This is a genomic window from Pseudoalteromonas luteoviolacea NCIMB 1942, assembly GCF_001625595.1.
GTDB lineage: Bacteria > Pseudomonadota > Gammaproteobacteria > Enterobacterales > Alteromonadaceae > Pseudoalteromonas > Pseudoalteromonas luteoviolacea_A.
Map to the genome: position 1 here is coordinate 58,941 of NZ_AUXT01000196.1, position 18,199 is coordinate 77,139.

Annotated in this window: 16 protein-coding genes and 1 pseudogene; 5 read left to right on the forward strand and 12 right to left on the reverse strand. The window is 42.6% G+C overall.

Annotated features, from left to right (window positions below; genetic code table 11):
* Positions 1-290 precede the first annotated feature (290 nt).
* From N482_RS19025 to N482_RS19040, 4 genes are all read left to right on the forward strand, one after another.
* The gene (locus N482_RS19025; protein WP_063378554.1) at positions 291-1,592 is read left to right on the forward strand and encodes a GntP family permease; all 1,302 of its coding nucleotides are present in this window, start codon (positions 291-293) and stop codon (positions 1,590-1,592) included.
* A gap of 108 nt (positions 1,593-1,700) precedes the next feature.
* On the forward strand, positions 1,701-2,489 hold the full coding sequence (locus N482_RS19030; protein WP_063378555.1) for a TIGR00266 family protein: 789 nt from the start codon (positions 1,701-1,703) through the stop codon (positions 2,487-2,489).
* Between the two features lie 163 nt (positions 2,490-2,652).
* Complete coding sequence (gene fusA, locus N482_RS19035) at positions 2,653-4,740, forward strand: elongation factor G (RefSeq protein ID WP_063378556.1); 2,088 nt, start codon at positions 2,653-2,655, stop codon at positions 4,738-4,740.
* 554 nt (positions 4,741-5,294) lie between these two features.
* On the forward strand, positions 5,295-5,720 hold the full coding sequence (locus N482_RS19040) for a hypothetical protein (RefSeq protein WP_063378557.1): 426 nt from the start codon (positions 5,295-5,297) through the stop codon (positions 5,718-5,720).
* A 491-nt stretch (positions 5,721-6,211) separates the two neighbouring features.
* Here the strand turns inward: N482_RS19040 and hemB are convergent, their stop codons facing one another.
* The 11 genes from hemB to N482_RS19095 form a co-directional block, all read right to left on the reverse strand.
* Positions 6,212-7,222, reverse strand: coding sequence for a porphobilinogen synthase (gene hemB / locus N482_RS19045; protein ID WP_063378558.1), 1,011 nt, complete (start codon positions 7,220-7,222; stop codon positions 6,212-6,214).
* A 10-nt stretch (positions 7,223-7,232) separates the two neighbouring features.
* Positions 7,233-9,107 (reverse strand): diguanylate cyclase, encoded by a 1,875-nt coding sequence (locus tag N482_RS19050; RefSeq protein ID WP_063378559.1) that lies wholly within the window; start codon positions 9,105-9,107, stop codon positions 7,233-7,235.
* Positions 9,104-9,889, reverse strand: coding sequence for a TatD family hydrolase (locus N482_RS19055; RefSeq protein WP_063378560.1), 786 nt, complete (start codon positions 9,887-9,889; stop codon positions 9,104-9,106). The genes N482_RS19050 and N482_RS19055 overlap by 4 nt, the downstream gene beginning before the upstream one ends.
* Before the next feature lie 11 nt (positions 9,890-9,900).
* Entirely contained in the window at positions 9,901-10,413 is a 513-nt protein-coding gene (locus N482_RS19060) for a hypothetical protein (RefSeq protein WP_063378561.1), read from the reverse strand.
* A complete protein-coding gene (tatC, locus tag N482_RS19065) occupies positions 10,406-11,152 on the reverse strand; it encodes a twin-arginine translocase subunit TatC (RefSeq protein WP_063378562.1) in 747 nt (248 codons plus the stop codon). Before tatC ends, N482_RS19060 begins: the two co-directional genes overlap by 8 nt.
* Positions 11,153-11,177: 25 nt before the next feature.
* Positions 11,178-11,492 (reverse strand): Sec-independent protein translocase protein TatB, encoded by a 315-nt coding sequence (tatB, locus tag N482_RS19070; RefSeq protein ID WP_063378563.1) that lies wholly within the window; start codon positions 11,490-11,492, stop codon positions 11,178-11,180.
* Between the two features lie 4 nt (positions 11,493-11,496).
* Complete coding sequence (gene tatA / locus N482_RS19075) at positions 11,497-11,745, reverse strand: Sec-independent protein translocase subunit TatA (RefSeq protein ID WP_063378564.1); 249 nt, start codon at positions 11,743-11,745, stop codon at positions 11,497-11,499.
* A 64-nt stretch (positions 11,746-11,809) separates the two neighbouring features.
* Positions 11,810-13,423 (reverse strand): ubiquinone biosynthesis regulatory protein kinase UbiB, encoded by a 1,614-nt coding sequence (gene ubiB, locus N482_RS19080; protein WP_063378565.1) that lies wholly within the window; start codon positions 13,421-13,423, stop codon positions 11,810-11,812.
* Between the two features lie 17 nt (positions 13,424-13,440).
* Entirely contained in the window at positions 13,441-14,040 is a 600-nt protein-coding gene (locus N482_RS19085) for a ubiquinone biosynthesis accessory factor UbiJ (RefSeq protein ID WP_063378566.1), read from the reverse strand.
* Between the two features lie 16 nt (positions 14,041-14,056).
* Entirely contained in the window at positions 14,057-14,812 is a 756-nt protein-coding gene (gene ubiE, locus N482_RS19090) for a bifunctional demethylmenaquinone methyltransferase/2-methoxy-6-polyprenyl-1,4-benzoquinol methylase UbiE (protein ID WP_063378567.1), read from the reverse strand.
* Between the two features lie 105 nt (positions 14,813-14,917).
* On the reverse strand, positions 14,918-15,928 hold the full coding sequence (locus N482_RS19095) for a GGDEF domain-containing protein (protein ID WP_063378568.1): 1,011 nt from the start codon (positions 15,926-15,928) through the stop codon (positions 14,918-14,920).
* A gap of 293 nt (positions 15,929-16,221) precedes the next feature.
* Between N482_RS19095 and N482_RS19100 the strand changes: the two genes are divergently transcribed.
* Positions 16,222-18,006, forward strand: a complete 1,785-nt coding sequence (locus N482_RS19100) for a DUF885 domain-containing protein (protein ID WP_063378569.1) — start codon at positions 16,222-16,224, stop codon at positions 18,004-18,006.
* Between the two features lie 38 nt (positions 18,007-18,044).
* Here the strand turns inward: N482_RS19100 and N482_RS24505 are convergent.
* Positions 18,045-18,199: pseudogene (locus N482_RS24505) on the reverse strand (IS4 family transposase); the annotation flags it as partial.

An 18,199-nucleotide genomic window follows, 5' to 3' on the forward strand; every position in this document is an offset into this window, starting at 1 on the left:
CTCAACGTGTTTCAGGGTCGAGAAACAAAATTAGAGTACTTCAACAAAATAAACCGTCACTTACTTTGTTGAGATTGATTATCAATAACATTTGTTCTTGTGTCAATATGTTTTTGAAAATAATTCTCATTTAATTTTTTATAAACCTGGTTTATTTTCGTATGTGGCAAAGTCAAAAATAAATTCGCAATGCACCCGCATATTTGTTTGTCATTCAATAGCTGTAAACTTTATTTCGCAATTAATTCGGCGTATAACAGTTACATAAAAATAACAAAAGAGGTGGTTTAATGCTCAGTATGTTGGGGTTAATCGTCGCACTGGCAGGACTTATTTGGCTCACTTTGCGCGGTATGAGTTTGTTTATTTCTGCGCCATTGTGTGCGCTCGTAGTTGCTCTGAGCAGTGGATTTACACTATTTAATCATGTATCTGGGCAAGACTTTGTCTCTTTGTATATGTCAGGCTTTAGTGGTTTTATTCAAGCGTGGTTTTTTATGTTCTTGTTGGGCTCCTTGTTTGGTAAGTTTATGGAAGATACGGGAACCGCAGATGCGATTGCACGTTATATTACCGACAAAATTGGTATGAGGCATGCGGTTTTTGCGATTGTGTTAGCGTGTGCTTTACTGACTTATGGCGGAGTCAGTGTCTTTATTGTGGCATTTTCTGTTTACCCAATGGCATTAAGTTTATTTAAGGATGCCAATCTACCTCGGCGTTTTATTCCAGCCGTGCTCGCATTTGGATCAGTTACATTTACGATGACATCAGCGGGTTCACCAGAGATCCAAAACTGGATACCAATTAAATACTTAGGTACATCGCCTTACGCAGCATGGCAAGAGAGTCTAATTGTGGCCTTGTTTATGGCAATCCTTGGATACTTTTTATTGGTAAAAATGATTCAAAAAGCGGTGCGTAATGGCGAGCACTTTATAGCGAGGGAGGGAGATCCAATCGAAGATGAGCGTCGTTTACCTCACCCTGCAACGGGCTTGATCCCCCTTGTCGTAGTGCTCTTGTTATCGTTTTTTTTACACGAGCAATTACAACAAAGCGCCTTGATTGTCGCGCTGTTGGGTGGTGTGCTCGCTATCTTTGTGATCAACTTCAAACATTTTAAGAACTTATCGCAAGCGATTAATTTAGGCACTACTGGGGCTCTGGTTGCCATTGGTAATACGGCAGCGGTAGTGGGGTTCGGTACGGTCGCCAAAGGCACGCCCGCATTTCAAGAAGCCGTGGCTTTGATGACTTCGATTCCCGGTAATGAACTGTTAGGCGCGGCGATCGCTGTGAGTGTTATTGCGGCTTTAACCGGATCAGCATCGGGGGGGCAAGCAATTGCTTTACCCCTAGTTGCGCCGCACTATTTAGACCTAGGCGTGGATGCCAATCAGTTACATCGGGTGGTGGCGATCAGTTCTGGTGCGCTAGATACATTACCGCACAATGGCTACGTAGTGACGACGGTGAGAGCAATATGTGGTGAAAAACATCAAGATGCATATTGGCCATTGGCTGTTTTAACTGTGTGTGTGCCACTGTTAGGTGTGGCGGTTATCCTCGGATTATTTATCTGGTTTTAACCAGTTTTCAAACTTAAGTGCCAATTAGATGTCATATAAAGTTCTGTGAACTGAACTATCTTTGAAAACAGATCGGTCACAAAGCAAATAAATAAAAAGGAGAGTGTTATGCATTGTCATGAAATTGATTATGAAATTATCGGCGAATCTATGCAGATGGTTGAAGTGGAGCTCGATCCCAATGAAACGGTGATAGCGGAAGCAGGTGCTATGAACTACATGCAAGATGGCATTAGCTTTGAAGCAAAAATGGGTGATGGCTCAGATGTAGACCAAGGCTTTATGGGTAAATTGTTCAGCGCAGGCAAGCGTTTAATTAGTGGTGAGTCTTTGTTTATGACGCACTTTACCAATGAAGGCATGGGTAAAAAGCGAGTGGCATTTGCCGCCCCTTTTCCAGGCTCTATCTTAGCGCTAGATATGGCAACGTTAGGCCAATCTGTTTACTTACAAAAAGATTCATTTTTATGTGCTGCACTTGGTACTAAGGTGGATATTGCATTTCAGCGTAAACTTGGCGCGGGCTTTTTTGGTGGAGAAGGGTTCATATTAGAGCACTTGCAGGGCGATGGGGTGGCATTTGCACATGCTGGCGGTACTGTGGTTGAAAAGCAACTCAATGGTGAAACACTGCGCGTCGATACCGGCTGTGTGGTTGGTTTCAGCGAAGGAATCGAGTTTGATATTGAACGTGTGAAAGGTCTAAAAAGTATGTTTTTCGGGGGTGAAGGGCTCTTTTTAGCGACGTTACGAGGCCATGGCACTGTGTGGATCCAGAGCTTACCATTCTCAAGGTTGGCTGATCGGGTACTTGAACATGCGCCAAAACACGGTGGCAGCAAGCAAGGCGAAGGCTCAGTCTTAGGCAGTGTTGGCGATATAATTGATGGTGATTAAGTCTAAAAACGACTTATTTAATGCAGTTCAACAATGCAATATCGCAGCGATTGCGTTTTAATTGCAAATTGACTGCATTTTAATCGACTTCAAGGATGATGTTCGCCTAAAGAGGTGATATACTCCCGCCGAATAATTTTTCTACTTTAAATAGAGTAAAACAATGGCAGATTTATCGAAATACAGAAACATTGGTATTTTCGCGCACGTTGATGCGGGTAAAACTACTACCACTGAGCGTATTCTTAAGCTTACTGGTAAGATTCACAAAACTGGTGAAGTACACGATGGTGAGTCAACTACTGACTTCATGGAACAGGAAGCAGAGCGTGGTATTACTATCCAGTCAGCAGCTGTTACTTGTGAGTGGAAAGGCCACCGTTTAAACGTTATCGATACTCCTGGACACGTTGACTTCACAGTTGAAGTATACCGTTCACTTAAAGTTCTTGACGGCGGTATCGGTGTATTCTGTGGTTCTGGTGGTGTTGAGCCTCAGTCAGAAACTAACTGGCGTTATGCGAACGAATCAGAAGTTGCACGTTGTATCTTCGTAAACAAACTAGACCGTATGGGTGCTGACTTCTACCGCGTAGTAGGTCAAGTAGAGAAAGTACTTGGCGCAAACCCACTAGTTATGACTCTTCCTATCGGTATCGAAGATCAGTTCACAGGTGTTGTTGACGTACTAACGAAAAAAGCATACATCTGGGACGAGACTGGCCTTCCAGAAAACTACGAAATCACTGACGTTCCAGCTGACATGGTTGAGAAAGTTGAAGAGTACCATGAGATGCTAGTTGAGTCTGCTGTTGAGCAAGACGACGACCTAATGGAAGCATACATGGAAGGTGAGGAGCCTTCACTAGAGCAAATCAAGGCTTGTATCCGTAAAGGTACACGTGACCTTGCTTTCTTCCCAACTTTCTGTGGTTCTGCATTCAAAAACAAAGGTATGCAGCTTGTACTAGACGCAGTTGTAGACTACCTACCTGCTCCTACAGAAGTTGATCCACAGCCTCTAACTGACCCTGAAACTGGTGAGCCTACTGGTGAAGTTGCGACAGTTGACGCTGAAGAGCCACTAAAAGCGCTTGCGTTCAAAATCATGGACGACCGTTTCGGTGCACTTACGTTCATCCGTATCTACGCTGGTCGCCTGAAAAAAGGTGACACGATCCTTAACTCTGCAACTGGTAAAACAGAGCGTATCGGCCGTATGGTTGAGATGCAAGCAGACGAGCGAAACGAACTTACTGAAGCACAAGCTGGTGACATCATCGCTGTTGTAGGTATGAAGAACGTTCAAACTGGTCACACTCTATGTGATCCTAAGCACGAATGTACACTAGAAGCGATGATCTTCCCTGATCCGGTAATCTCTATCGCTGTTGCACCTAAAGATAAAGGTGGTAACGAGAAGATGGGTATCGCTATCGGTAAGATGGTTGCAGAAGATCCGTCATTCCAGGTTGAGACTGACGAAGATTCAGGTGAAACTATCCTTAAAGGTATGGGTGAGCTTCACCTAGACATCAAGGTAGATATCCTTAAGCGTACTTACGGCGTTGAGCTAGTTGTTGGTCAGCCGCAGGTTGCTTACCGTGAAACTATCACGCAAGAAGTTGAAGACAGCTACACGCACAAGAAGCAGTCTGGTGGTTCTGGTCAGTTCGGTAAGATCGACTACCGTATCAAGCCAGGCGAAGTTGGTTCAGGCTTCACGTTCTCATCTTCAGTTGTTGGTGGTAACGTACCTAAAGAATTCTGGCCTGCAGTTGAGAAAGGCTTCAAGTCAATGATGGAAGAAGGTGTTCTAGCTGGCTTCCCTGTACTAGACGTTGAAGTTGAGCTATTCGACGGTGGTTTCCACGCAGTTGACTCATCAGCAATCGCATTCGAAATTGCTGCGAAAGGCGCTTTCCGTCAGTCTATCCCTAAAGCGGGTGCACAACTTCTTGAGCCTATCATGAAAGTTGACGTGTTCACGCCAGATGACAACGTAGGTGACGTAATCGGTGACCTTAACCGTCGTCGTGGTATGATCAAAGACCAAGAAGCTGGCGCAATGGGCGTTCGTATCAAGGGTGAAGTACCTCTATCTGAAATGTTCGGATACATTGGTCACCTACGTACTATCACGTCTGGTCGTGGTCAGTTCTCAATGGAATTCTCTCACTATGCACCATGTCCGCAAAACGTTGCTGACGCGGTAATCGCAGCTGAGAAAGAAAAGAAAGCTGCTAAGTAATTTTTACTTAAGCTGACTTTTAAAAAAACCGCCGATAGGCGGTTTTTTTTATGTCTAAATTTTTTATATACAGAATTTTGCAATTTTGAAAGATATATTTATCAAATCAATATAATTCTCACTTTATTCTATTGTAATTAAAATGGTTATAAAGTCTGTGTATTTTATTATTCTGTAATGATAAAAGACGGTTTGTGTTTTTTTTAACTCTTTTATTTATAGATAATATTACCAAAAATACCATTGTTTTATAAACTTATGAAATGATTGGATTTGTTTTAATAAATGAAATTATTTTCAATTGTTAAAATTCTGTATTTGATTAGATTTAATCTTTAATATTTTAAATTTAATTACTTAATTATTTAATTTAAAAGAACTTTTGTTTTCTTTTCTGGATTTATGCAGGAATTCATAAAAATAAATGGAATTTGTATAATTAAGGTATTATTGAGTAAAAATAGACTTTCATGCTTGATTTAGGGACAGTGCGAATTTATCATATCCCATTCTTAGTATTACATTGATGAGTTGAGTAAAATTTGGAGGTACTCATGAAAACAATCAATTTGGGAATTAATTGGTATATATATTCCATTCAAATACTTTTATCGGTGTTGCTTTATATACTATTTTCAAATTTTGGGATTTCGCAATTAGCCATTTTAATTCTTGGCGCAAGTACACTTTTTACAGTTACCTCGCTATTGCTTATCCAATTGAAAAAAAGATATGTGCATATCGATAGAGCGGGATTTAGCTATAAGTATCTAACAAAAATACATTACTTGCATAGTGATGAGATAGCTGCGCTGAAAGTGATTAAGATACTTGGAGCCAACACAATTTCAGTTGAACTGAAATCTAAAAAGCAGGTATGGTTTCCATTTTGGACTGTTGATACTGATGAAATGCAAAAAGCTGCCAAGTTATTTGATTGTGAATTAGTAGGTGAATTACCTACACAAGTAAAAGTTTAAAAAAGCGCCTATAGGGCGCTTTTTTCCTATCTATACACTACTCTATGCAACGTCAACTATATGCTTCAGTTCTAGCGTCTTAGCTCGATTTACTTGAAACTATTAATGAATAATAACAGAGTGTTATTCGTCAGTATTATGCACTCTAGATCTGTGAGAAAGCAAAACGGTTATGAATGGACATCCGTGATGATGATTGCTTTAGAATGAATCAGGTTGTAAAAAATAAATAACCTATTCTGATGTTACAGAGAGCATAAAGTAATCTCAGCAAGCTAGGATAGGCAACGCTGCGCCTCTCGGTCACTTGTTGGTGGCTATTTGCATTTGCTTTGGAAACTTATTTTTCCAGTTCAGCTGTGGAAATTAAAATGCTTTGGAGTTTGTGATAACGAATCGTTGGCCTTGAAAGGTGTTTAGAGAGTTGGGAACAAAAATCTTTGATATAAATACAAAAGGAGCATGATAGTTACCCCTTTTATAACAATAGTTTATTTCTCGTTAAGCCAAACAGCTACTTGCTTTGCAAAGTAGGTTAAAATACCATCTGCGCCAGCGCGTTTAAAGGCGAGTAGTGACTCCATGACAGTAGCTCTCTCAGCCAGCCAGCCATTGTCAATTGCAGCTTTGTGCATCGCGTACTCGCCACTGACCTGATAAGCGAAAGTGGGTACACCAAACTCGCCTTTAACTCTGCGCACAATATCGAGATAAGGCATACCAGGTTTTACCATGACCATATCTGCACCCTCTTGCAAATCGAGGGCAACTTCACGCAGTGCTTCATCTGAGTTGGCAGGATCCATTTGATATGTCTTTTTATCGGCACCTTTTAGGTTACCGGCCGAGCCGACAGCATCTCTAAATGGTCCATAATAGCTTGATGCATATTTTGCAGAGTAGGCCATGATCCGCGTGTTGATATGCCCAGCTTCTTCTAGAGCATCGCGAATAGCACCGATCCTGCCATCCATCATATCTGAAGGTGCGACGACGTCTGCGCCAGCATCTGCATGAGATAATGCCTGTTTAATCAAAGTTTCTGTGGTCACGTCATTAATAACGTATCCATTCTCATCGATAATACCGTCTTGACCATGTACTGTAAAAGGGTCCAAAGCGACGTCGGTTATAACCCCCAGTTCGGGGCATGCTTCTTTTAAAGCTCTAACTGTGCGTTGAGCCAGACCCTCTTGGCTATAAGCCTCCTCGGCCATAAGTGACTTTTTATCTGAAGGGGTTACTGGGAAAATTGCAATTGCTGGAACCCCCAGCTTTTGCAACTGAGTCGCTTCTTCTATCAGCAAGTCAATGGAAAGACGGTCTACTCCAGGCATAGATGGCACCGCTTCACGACGGTTTTTACCTTCTAAAACGAAGACAGGATAGATTAGATCAGCAACGGTAAGGGTGTTTTCACACATTAAACGTCGCGAGAAGTCGTCACGGCGCATGCGGCGCATGCGCGTGTAAGGAAAAAGATCTAGTCCTGATTGAGCCACATTAAGTCTCCTACTTGTGTTGGTATGTACAAACGCAATTTCGCCCTTTTTGCTTGGCTTCATAGAGGGCCTTATCAGCGAAATCGGTAAAAATAGTTGGATTTTGAGTATCGGCTGCTATCGCGCTATATACACCTGCGCTGGTTGTAAAGCGGATGATGGCGTCTGCAATATTTACCGCACATTGCGCGGCTGTTTGACGGACTTGCTCTGCGATTTCTAGCGCACCCTGTTGATCTGTATTGGGCAGCAAAATCACAAACTCTTCACCGCCATAGCGAAATACTTCATCATGCGGTCGTTTTAAATGTTGCTGAATACTCTGTGCAAAAGCACAAATTGTATGGTCGCCTGCCAAATGACCATAAACGTCATTGACACGCTTAAAGTGATCGATATCAAGCATGATGATACTCAACATTGTTTGCTCTCGCCGAGAGCGTCGCACTTCCATTATCAGGCGCTTATCAAAATAGCGTCGATTTTTTACTTTGGTAAGTGGATCTTCCATATTGAGTTTTTCGAGTTCGCGGTTTTTCTCTTCTAGTTCGCGTAAAGTCACTTGTAATTCAAAGGTCCGCTCGTCGATGCTGCTTTCAAGGTCCTCTCTAGCTTGCTCTTGAATGATCAGCTTTTCTTTTAATAAGGCATCTTCGGCACGCGTTTTCGCCAGCTTGTGTTCCTGTTGCTTTATGTGCGCTTCGCGCTCTGCAATATATTGCTTGGCCAAGATATAACTAACATACATGCATAGAAAAAGAGAACATAAATAGGTTATAGGGCGCTCTAGCAGTGCTCCTGAAAGTAACCCCAACTCAAAACCAAATTGATAGCTCAAAGAGATAAGAAGTAAGGTATAAACGCTCACAACAACCAGCTTATGACTCAGTTTATCGGCTTTAGCGAATATAGTGATAACACAAAAGTAGACGACCATAGCAATGGCGAATATGTAGGCTAATTTCATAGCAAGGGAGATAGGCAGCAGGGTGCATGTTAGGGTGATTATGCTACCAATTAGTAGTAAGTATTTTAGTTTGTTATCAACGTTTGATGAGGGGGTGACTGGCAAGATGTCACTGCGTTGAATTGGGATCAGCAATAGTGTAGACAATAACACCAAAATACTTTGGCCATATTGTTGCATCCATTGCCAATCGGTATAGAGATATCGATAGCCAAACCCATACAAATGCACTAACAAGAGCCAGACACTGGTGAGCAAAAGTGTGCCATGCAAAAAGTACTTACGACGTGTAAAGCTGTACATCATGAAGTTGGTGGCTATCATCGCAAGAATAAATCCTGCCAATATACCGTAGATAAGATTAAATTTACTTTTGTATTTTAAGTACTCTACAGGATGCCATAAGCTCAATGGAATGTTCAACGCGCCATGGTGATGTACGTTTAAATAGATAATGGTTTGATTTTTTCCTGGGATCTCCAGAGGTATCAACTGTGCTTCATGCTTAATCGGCCGTTGCATTAGTGGCCTACTGTCTCCTAAATCCACGGTCAAGATGGCATGGTCTGCCTGCATTATATATGCAGTAATGCTGTCCAATAGGTTATTGTTGATACTCAAAAGCAGCGGGATCTCGACAAGGCTGTCATTTCTCAACACGACTTTTAGCCAAACTTGATTGTCAACTTCGCCAAGGTTTAAAGCTCCCGCAGCGTGTTGATGCCAAAGGGGATCGCTGGCGAGTAAATCATTAATGTCGTTATGTGGTGTGACTGTATAGCTAAATGGGATAGTTGCTTCATGACGAAAGTGCGTATCCAATGGGTAAGCACTTTGGGCGGTGCTGGGCAGATCTGTGAGATTAGACCAAGCTTTGAAGCCAGTTAGTAGCAGCAATAACAGCAGCAGAAATCTCATAGGTTTGAGCCCTGAGCTGGTAAATTAAACAAAGTCAAAAAGTTATATGTGCTGCATCTTGCTATGGTACTTTGCTCAGTGCCTTTAAGCGCAGCTATCTGCTCTGCAACAGCGTGTAAGTGCGCAGGTTCATTGCGCCTTGATTTAGGCTTAGGCCTTAGTGTGCGCGGCAGCAAATAGGGCGCATCTGTTTCAATCAATAGCCTATCATTAGGGATATACTGAATGAGCTCTCTTAACTGCTGACCACGGCGCTCATCACACACCCAACCTGTAACGCCGATCATCAGACCATAATCTAGATAGTATTTAAGCGCTTGTTTATCGCCGGTAAAACAGTGTAAGACGCCATTGACCTGTACTTCTGACAATAGCGCTCGAAGATGCGTATGGGCATCTCTTTCATGTAAATACACTGGCATCGACAGCTGCTGTGCCAAATGCAATTGCTCAGAGCATACACGTTCTTGAACTGGACGAGGTGAAAAGTCACGGTTGAAATCTAAACCACACTCACCAATAGCAACAACCTCGCTTGACTTAGCAAGCTCACACAGTTGAGCACTTAAGTCATCTGGGGCATCTTTAGCATCGTGGGGGTGTACGCCAGCCGTGCTACAAAAACCATACAATTTCGCCATTGAAAGGCTAGCAGCGCTGGAATGCACATCACAGCCGATAAGCAGCATATTAGAAATGCTTGCTTCTCTCGCCCTATCGATCACTTGCTCTAGGTCTTTATCAAACTGAGAGCTGGTTAAATTAACCCCTGCGTCAATCATTCTATGTGCACTTACTGTAATCTTTTTACTCTTATAGAACGGTTTGAGCCAGTTTTATTCATCAAGTATGAGTTAAATGATGCACGCTTGATAGTAACTTTGTCACCGACTTTAGCATAGAATGAATCACTACCTATTTGTTTCCAAACGTGATCATTTTCGAGCGTAAATGTGCGCATACCACGTGAAGATACTTTTAATTTGACGACTTCTAAAGTGATGTCTTCTATGTCAGCAAGCTTTTCTTTGACTTTGTTTTCTAGTCCAAACTTTTGCTCTGCAGATTGCTCGGGTACCGCAGCTACAGCAACAACTTGCGGCGCGGTGGCTACTGTACTGTTTGTTTGCAAAGTGTGTGTATCGGCTTGGACTGTGTGATTACCGGCCATAGCGTCATCAAAACAAACGAGACGCTTTAGCGCGTTTTGAATCGTGGTACAAGATTCTAAAGTGGCAATATCTACGGATTTAGCACTGGCAGATACTGACAAACCAAGGGCAAGGGCGGCAAAAACTTTATTCATTATTAATTTCCTGTTGTTGTGACTTCTTACTATATACGCCCGCTAAAATTATTCCTATTTCGAATAACAACAGCATGGGGAGAGCCAACAGAGTTTGAGATAATACGTCTGGGGGGGTTAGGAACATTGCCACGACAAAAGCCCCAACGACAATATATGGACGCTTTTCTTTAAGACCTTGCGTTGTCGTCACCCCACTCCAGCAGAGCAGCATGATGGCAACCGGTATTTCGAAGGCTACACCGAAAGCGAAAAATAATTTTAAGATAAATGCTAAATAACTACTTATGTCCGGAGACAAAGTCATCATTGATGGCCCAGCAGCAGTTAAAAAGCCAAGGATTATAGGCATAACAACATAGTAACAAAATGCGATGCCGGCATAGAAAAGTACAATACTCGATAGCAATATCGGCATCAGCATGCGCTTCTCATGTTTGTAGAGACCAGGTGCTAAAAACCCCCATACTTGATGTAAGATGAAAGGAATCGCCAAGAACAAAGAAATAAATAGCGTGAGCTTAAAAGGTGCAAAAAACGGCGCCGTTACATCGGTTGCGATCATGGTGCTATTTTCCGGTAAACTCAGTACTAGTGGGTTTGCCACGAAGGCATAGATATCATTGGCAAAATATACCAGAGCAAGAAATATAACTAGGATACTAGCCAATGCTCTAATGAGTCGGTCTCTAAGTTCAATTAGATGGCTTATAAAGCCACTAGTTGCCGTGTCGGACATGGAAATTCCCGTTACTTCTCAGTGTTTAGTCTTTCTTGGGTGTTGAAGCAGCGTTATCTTGGTAGCTGTGTCGAACAGACTGTGCTGCTTTTTTAAGTTCATCAACTGACTCTTGTAACTCAGGGGATAAATTGCTCATATCCTGTTGTTCAGCTTTTTTTAGATTTGAGTGCAATTCATGAACTCTGAGTTCCTCGTTCACTTCCGCTTTGACAGAGTTCGCGATTGACTTGAGCGTTCTTATCCAGCGGCTTACTGTACGTATTGCAACTGGCAATCTCTCTGGGCCCAATACGATTAAGCCGACAATCAGGACAACAACTAGCTCCCACATGCCCATCTAATCACACCTTGTCTTTATCTGTTTCAGTGTTTGATGCTTTACTACTTTGTTGGGTCTGGCTTTGAAGCGCTTCTTTTGGTTTGTCTGATTCTTTGTTGCTGCCTTCTTCATCAGACATCGCGTTTTTAAAACCTTTTACAGCGTTTCCTAAGTCACCACCTAAGCCGCGTAGTTTCTTTGTGCCAAAAAGTAATACGATGATTGCTAATACAATTAACAATTGCCAAATACTAATACCGCCGAATCCCATAGTTACTCCATTTTCGATGTTACGTGCAAGGTTTAATTCGATTATACGCCGAGTGCATAAAATATCACCCTGTTTTACGCCATGCACAGACAAAGGTCAATAGTGCAACGACTGCACTGGAAATACTGGCTCCATGTAGGTCTGCGATAAAGCAGAGCCCCGAAATAATTGCAAAGGTTGATGCAGCCATACCTAATAAAATACTCTGCAGAGATTGTTTACTTGGGCTGCCCGATATCGCCTGCGGTCGAGGATGCTGACGTTTCAAGTTCTGGTAAATCAAATCCGGTAATTCAGGCATTTTCTCGGCCCAGAATGGAAGGTTTTGATACATTTTTTTGGCAACGGCGAGCGGTCCAACTTGTTCTTTCACCCAGTGCTCTAAAAAGGGTTTTGCGGTTTTCCAAAGATCGAGCTGAGGGTAAAGTTGACGGCCTAGGCCTTCTACATATAGCAGGGTTTTTTGCAATAAAACCAGCTGAGGCTGCACTTCCATATTAAAGCGTCTTGCCGTATTAAATAAATTAACCAGTACATGACCAAAGGAAATTTCAGCCAGTGGCTTATTGAAAATAGGCTCGCAAACAGTGCGTATGGCAAATTCAAATTCTTCCACGCAGGTATCTGCAGGGACCCAGCCAGAGTCCACGTGGAGTTGGGCAACTTGGCGATAATCGCGATTAAAGAACGCAATAAAGTTTTCGGCTAAATAACGTTTGTCTTCTCTGTTTAGCGTACCAACGATACCACAATCAATCCCTATGTATTTGGGGTTATGTGGCGTCTCGTAGGAGACAAAAATATTGCCTGGATGCATATCTGCATGGAAAAAACTGTCGCGAAACACCTGAGTAAAAAAGACCTCTACACCGCGCTCAGCAAGGAGCTTCATATCTGTGCCTTGTTCAATCAGAGTGTCTGTATCAGATACTGGGATGCCGTAAATACGCTCCATGACTAATACGTTTTGACGAGAGTACTCGCTGTAAACTTCAGGAATATAGAGTGCTTCTGAACCTTCAAAGTTGCGTCTAAGTTGGATAGCATTGGCACCTTCGCGCATCAGATCCAGCTCGTCAAGCAAGGTTTTTCGATACTCCCTAACCACCTCTACCGGTCGGAGCCGTCGGCCTTCACTGACTAGGCCGGCCAACAGTTTAGCAAACTGCTCCATAAGCGATAGATCTGCCAGAATTTGTTTCTCGATATCTGGGCGAATTACTTTTATTACGACGTCTTTTACACCTTGCTCGGTGTTTAGTTTGGCACTATGCACTTGCGCAATGGAAGCCGATGCTAAGGGCTGCTGCTCGAATTGCTCGAATAGTTCGCTAATACTGTCTATTTCGAGTGCTTCTTCAATCAGTTTTTGCGCATCTGTGCCACAGAAAGGTTGCACATTGTCCTGCAACTCCGCCAGCTCTGTTGCCATGTCAGGTGGGAGCAGGTCTCGTCTGGTTGAGAGCATTTGCCCGAACTTTATCCATACAGGTCCCAATGTTTGTAAGGCAAGTCGCAGTCTGGCACCTTCAGACTTTTCAGTATGCTTATTGGGTAGCCAAAACAGTAATTTGCGCAGCAGTTTGGCATACCAAGGTTGCAGTTGCTGCGGGAGTAATTCATCTAGCCCATAGTTGAGAAAGGTTTTACCAATTTGGTAGAGGCGAGCGATGGACAATTCCAGCTCCTTAATAATTAGTCGATTAGTGCGTTGATACGTTGCTCAAGCGCTGCCAATTGCTGTGAAAGTGCTCTCGTCTGAGATTTATACTGTTGCAGTTCTAGCGGATGAATAGAGACATTAAGCTCATCTTGGCAAAGTTGCGTGAAAACGTATTGAAAAGTGTCGCAGTGCTTTTGAGCTTGCGTCTTGCCACCTCTGAGGCTAGTAACTAAGTGTTGTGCACCTGCATCGCCCAAGTACCCAGAGAGATGTTCTGCCCAATCTATTTGTAAGTTTGAGAAGGCTTTACTGTATGCTTGAGCGAGATGAATATCCCCTTCCAAGTCCAATTTATTTGCGCGAATTAAACGGGTCAGTTGGCTTGGGTCTTTAAGTTCAGGGACGGTATCTAAAGAGGTTGTTATGTGGCAATCTGCTTTGTCGTGATAGTTACCATACACAAAGCAGTGTTCACCATTGTAATGAAATGCACAGGACACGTTGAGATCCGTTAAGGTCAAAGCCAAAACTCGGTGCTCTGCATTTTGTAAGTCATCTTTTAATGTTGGCTCTAACGCAAGTAAACGATTAACTACTTGTTCAGCTATCGCCGTTAGTACAGATATCCACATAACTTGATCCTTTGTACTAGTACTTAAACCCTCTGTGAAGCGCAACTATGCCGCCTGTAAAGTTTTGGTAGCTTGCCTGCTCAAAACCCGCGTCTTCCATCATACCTTTTAGTGTTTCTTGGTCAGGGTGCATGCGAATAGACTCTGCCAAATAACGGTATGATTCACTGTCATTGGCAACCAGCTTACCCATTGTAGGCAGAATGTTAAACGAGTAGAAGTCATATAATTTAGACAGCGCTTCGCTGTCTGTTTTTGAAAACTCTAGCACAAGCAGTCGACCACCGGGTTTAAGCACTCGGTACATTGAACGCAGAGCTTCATCTTTATCTGTGACATTGCGCAGACCAAACGCAATTGTAATTACATCAATGCTGTTGTCTGGAAAAGGTAGGGCTTGTGCATTCATCTGCACATACTCAATATTGCTGACTAAGCCCAAATCACGCAGCTTGTCTCGGCCTACTTTAAGCATGGAGTCATTGATGTCGCCAAGGATGACTTGACCTGTATCACCAACCAATTGACTGAATTTTGCAGTTAAATCACCTGTGCCACCTGCAAGGTCGAGGACTCTATGGCCTTTACGTACACCTGAACACGCGATAGTTTGGCGTTTCCAAAGGCGGTGAATACCAAAAGACATGAAGTCATTCATGATGTCGTATTTGGCTGCGACGGAGTGAAAAACATCTGCAACCAGTGACTCTTTTTGATTGGACTCGATAGTTTTATAACCAAAGTGTGTGGTATCGTGATTGTCTTCTTTCATGTTGGCCTTGCTGACACAGTTTAGGTGCGCATAGTGTACTTGATAGGGATGCATTGGCGCAATTTATAGTGACAGTAATTAGCCAATTATTTATTGATTTAGATGCTATAAATTGGTACCCGAAATATAACAGTCGCGGCCAAGTGCTTGTGCTTTTTGGGCTGCAAACGCAGCTTTGTTCGCCAGCTCGTTGAAATCTGATTCGGTTTGTCTTTTTGCAATGCCAACTGCCAGTTGTAATTCGGGGAATTGAATGTTGCCGCGGTTACTAATGAATTTTAGTTTTTGTATACCTTGGCGTATTTTTGCGGCAATGATTTGTGCTGTTTCCGGTTCAATATCTGCCAAAAGAATCGTGAATTCTTGTTTGCCAGTACGGCCAGGTACACCGCTTTCTACGACATACTTTTTAATTTTTTGCGCAATTCGTTGTAATACGGCTTCGCCAATGACATCGCCATATTTCGCAGTAAACTCTTCTAAGTTATCAACTTGTATCGAAATAGCACAGAGCATTTTGTCTTGATCAAGCCACATATCTGCCTTTTGACTCAAATAGTGACGCTTGTATAACCCTGTATGTGGGTCAATAAGACGCTGCTTGCGGATATTGCTCAAGGCTTTGTGCTGCTCTACTTGTGTTTTTTTAGCTTTCAGCAACCCTGCTTTGAATTTTTGTTGCTGTTCCAGCAAGCGCTCGGTATGTAACGAAAACTCGGTCAATATCTGTTTATTTTTAGCAGGTTCTTGATTAATCAGTGCATGGCTACAATTTTGGATATGCCGTCTAAATTGGGTGATACTTTGTTGTGAACGAGCAGTAGAAACGGTCAATTCATCAATGACATTATCTACTTCTTTTAATACGGCAAGTTCAGCTTGGTGTTCGGCGTAAACAAATTCGAAATACAGTTGCTCGATGTAAACATTGTCAATGGCAACACCATTGCGTAGATCTCTATCCAAACGGTCAGCTAAATCTGTGTTGCTACGACTTATATAGGTATAAGTGACTTGGTAATTTAGCGGGGTAGGAGGAAGCTGATGGAGTTCCAAAAAATGGCAGACTTTCGTCATTTTTTCTTGCGCTAGCGCCATTGGATCATGGAACATCATGTACTTTTTACCACAAATAACAGTTTATATAGGAGCGCTAATATCCTTTGGCGTGGGTCATGATTTCATCCTAGCTGAAGAGTGGTTACATTAATCGCAATTGCGACAATTTAAAAGTAAAATTTACGTTTTTCGAGTGGAAAATATATACATTTAATCTTGTTAGTTGAATTTATCGACAACTTTACCTTAAGCACTTAGCTTTGTGTACTATGTAGTCGCATAACCACGATGCTTGGTCGATTATATTTGCATCTTGATAATAGGCTTAGTTAAGGTGCAAGCCCCAGCAAATGTTAAGGAACCCTGCAGTGTTACATTCACTTCGAAAACCTCTCAGTGCAATTGTGTTAGCACTTACTTTGTCAGCGTGCCAGAGCACGACAAACGATCCCAATGAGACTTTCACACAACTTGCTGAACAAGTTATGGATTTTCGATCTCTGCAGGATGCAGAAAGGCTGACAAACTTAGATGCGACGTATTTGTTATCTAACTTAACTCCTGAGCATTTAGCTGCCGTCAATCAACAAAGGGTACACTTTTTAGCGCAACTTGATAAGGTTGACGAATCCCGCCTAAGTGAAGAGAACCAGATAAACTTTGCGATACTACGCGCTCAAATTCAAAATACAGTAGACTTATTCCACTTTAAAGATCATTACGTACCTTTGTCTTCAGAATTCGGGTTTCACAGCGAACTGCAATTCATGATCCAAAGTCAAGATTACAGCACTAAACTGGGCTATCAGCTTTTTATAGAGCGAATGAAGCAGTTACCTAGGTATTTCGAACAAAATATATATTGGATGAGGCAAGGGTTAAATATTGGCCTAACGCAGCCAAAAGCAGTACTTAAGGGCTTTGAAGACAGTATTACGGCGTTTATCGCACGAGGTGAGGACATTGAAAAGTCGCCTTTCTTTGCCCCGTTTTTAAATAATCAAGCTAACTTGCCAGAACAAGAATTTCTAGCGCTCCAACGTGAAGCAAAGCAAGTGATAGAAGCTCATGTCAATACTGCCTATCTCAAATACAATGACTTTTTCGTCAATGAATACAGGCCTAATGCTAGAGAGAACATTGCTTGGTCAAGCGTGCCAGATGGCAAGGCATTTTATGTAAATCGTGCCAAGCATTTTACAACGACTCAGATGACGCCGAAAGACATACATGAACTGGGGCTGCGCGAAGTGGCGCGAATTCGTAGTGAGATGAATAGCATCATCGAACAGGTTGGATTTGAAGGCAGTTTTGCAGAGTTTGTACACTTTTTGCGTACTGATCCGCAATTTTACGCAAAAACGCCCATTGAGTTGTTAAAAGAAGCTTCATTTATAGCTAAGAAAATGGACGCAAAACTGCCTCAGTTATTCCATACACTGCCACGGTTACCCTATGGGGTTGCACCAGTGCCGGACAGTATTGCTCCAAAATTTACGACTGGACGCTATTTGGGTCCAACTAAAGAAACGGACGCTGGGTATTACTGGGTGAATACTTATGCGTTGGATAAAAGGCCTCTTTACGTTTTAGAAGCACTGACCTTACACGAAGGCGTACCTGGACATCATTTACAGATCTCGCTCAATGCAGAGCTAACACATTTGCCAGCCTATAGACAAAATGAGTATATCTCAGCATTTGGTGAGGGTTGGGGCTTGTATGCGGAGTATCTGGGTATTGAGGCCGGTTTTTATCAAGACCCCTACAGTGATTTTGGACGTTTGACCTATGAAATGTGGCGTGCAGCGCGTTTAGTAGTAGATACTGGTGTGCACATGTTTGGTTGGACACGAGAGCAGGTCATGCAATTTATGCAGGACAATACGGCGCTTTCATTACACAACGTAAAAACTGAGACTGATCGCTATATCTCATGGCCAGGGCAAGCACTTTCTTATAAAGTGGGTGAGTTAACTATCAAGCGGTTAAGAGCAAAGGCTGAGGCGGAATTGGGTGAGGCGTTTGATTTGAGAGAATTCCACCATCAAGTGCTTAAAAACGGCTCGGTTCCACTATTTGTGCTTGAAGGCCAAATAGACAAATACATCGCGCAAACTTTGCAATCACGATAAAGTAAAGTATGAAAAAGCCGCTTAAAGCTGTCTCTTGATCACAAATCTGATTCAAGAGACTTAGCTAAATCGTAGCCTTGCCATAACACTTTGACAGATGCACGCCCTGTGCGCTTGGTATCTTTCCAGCCACCTAACTTAGCCAGTTCTTGATACGCCCACGACATATTAGGAGCGGTTGCTGGCAATGGTG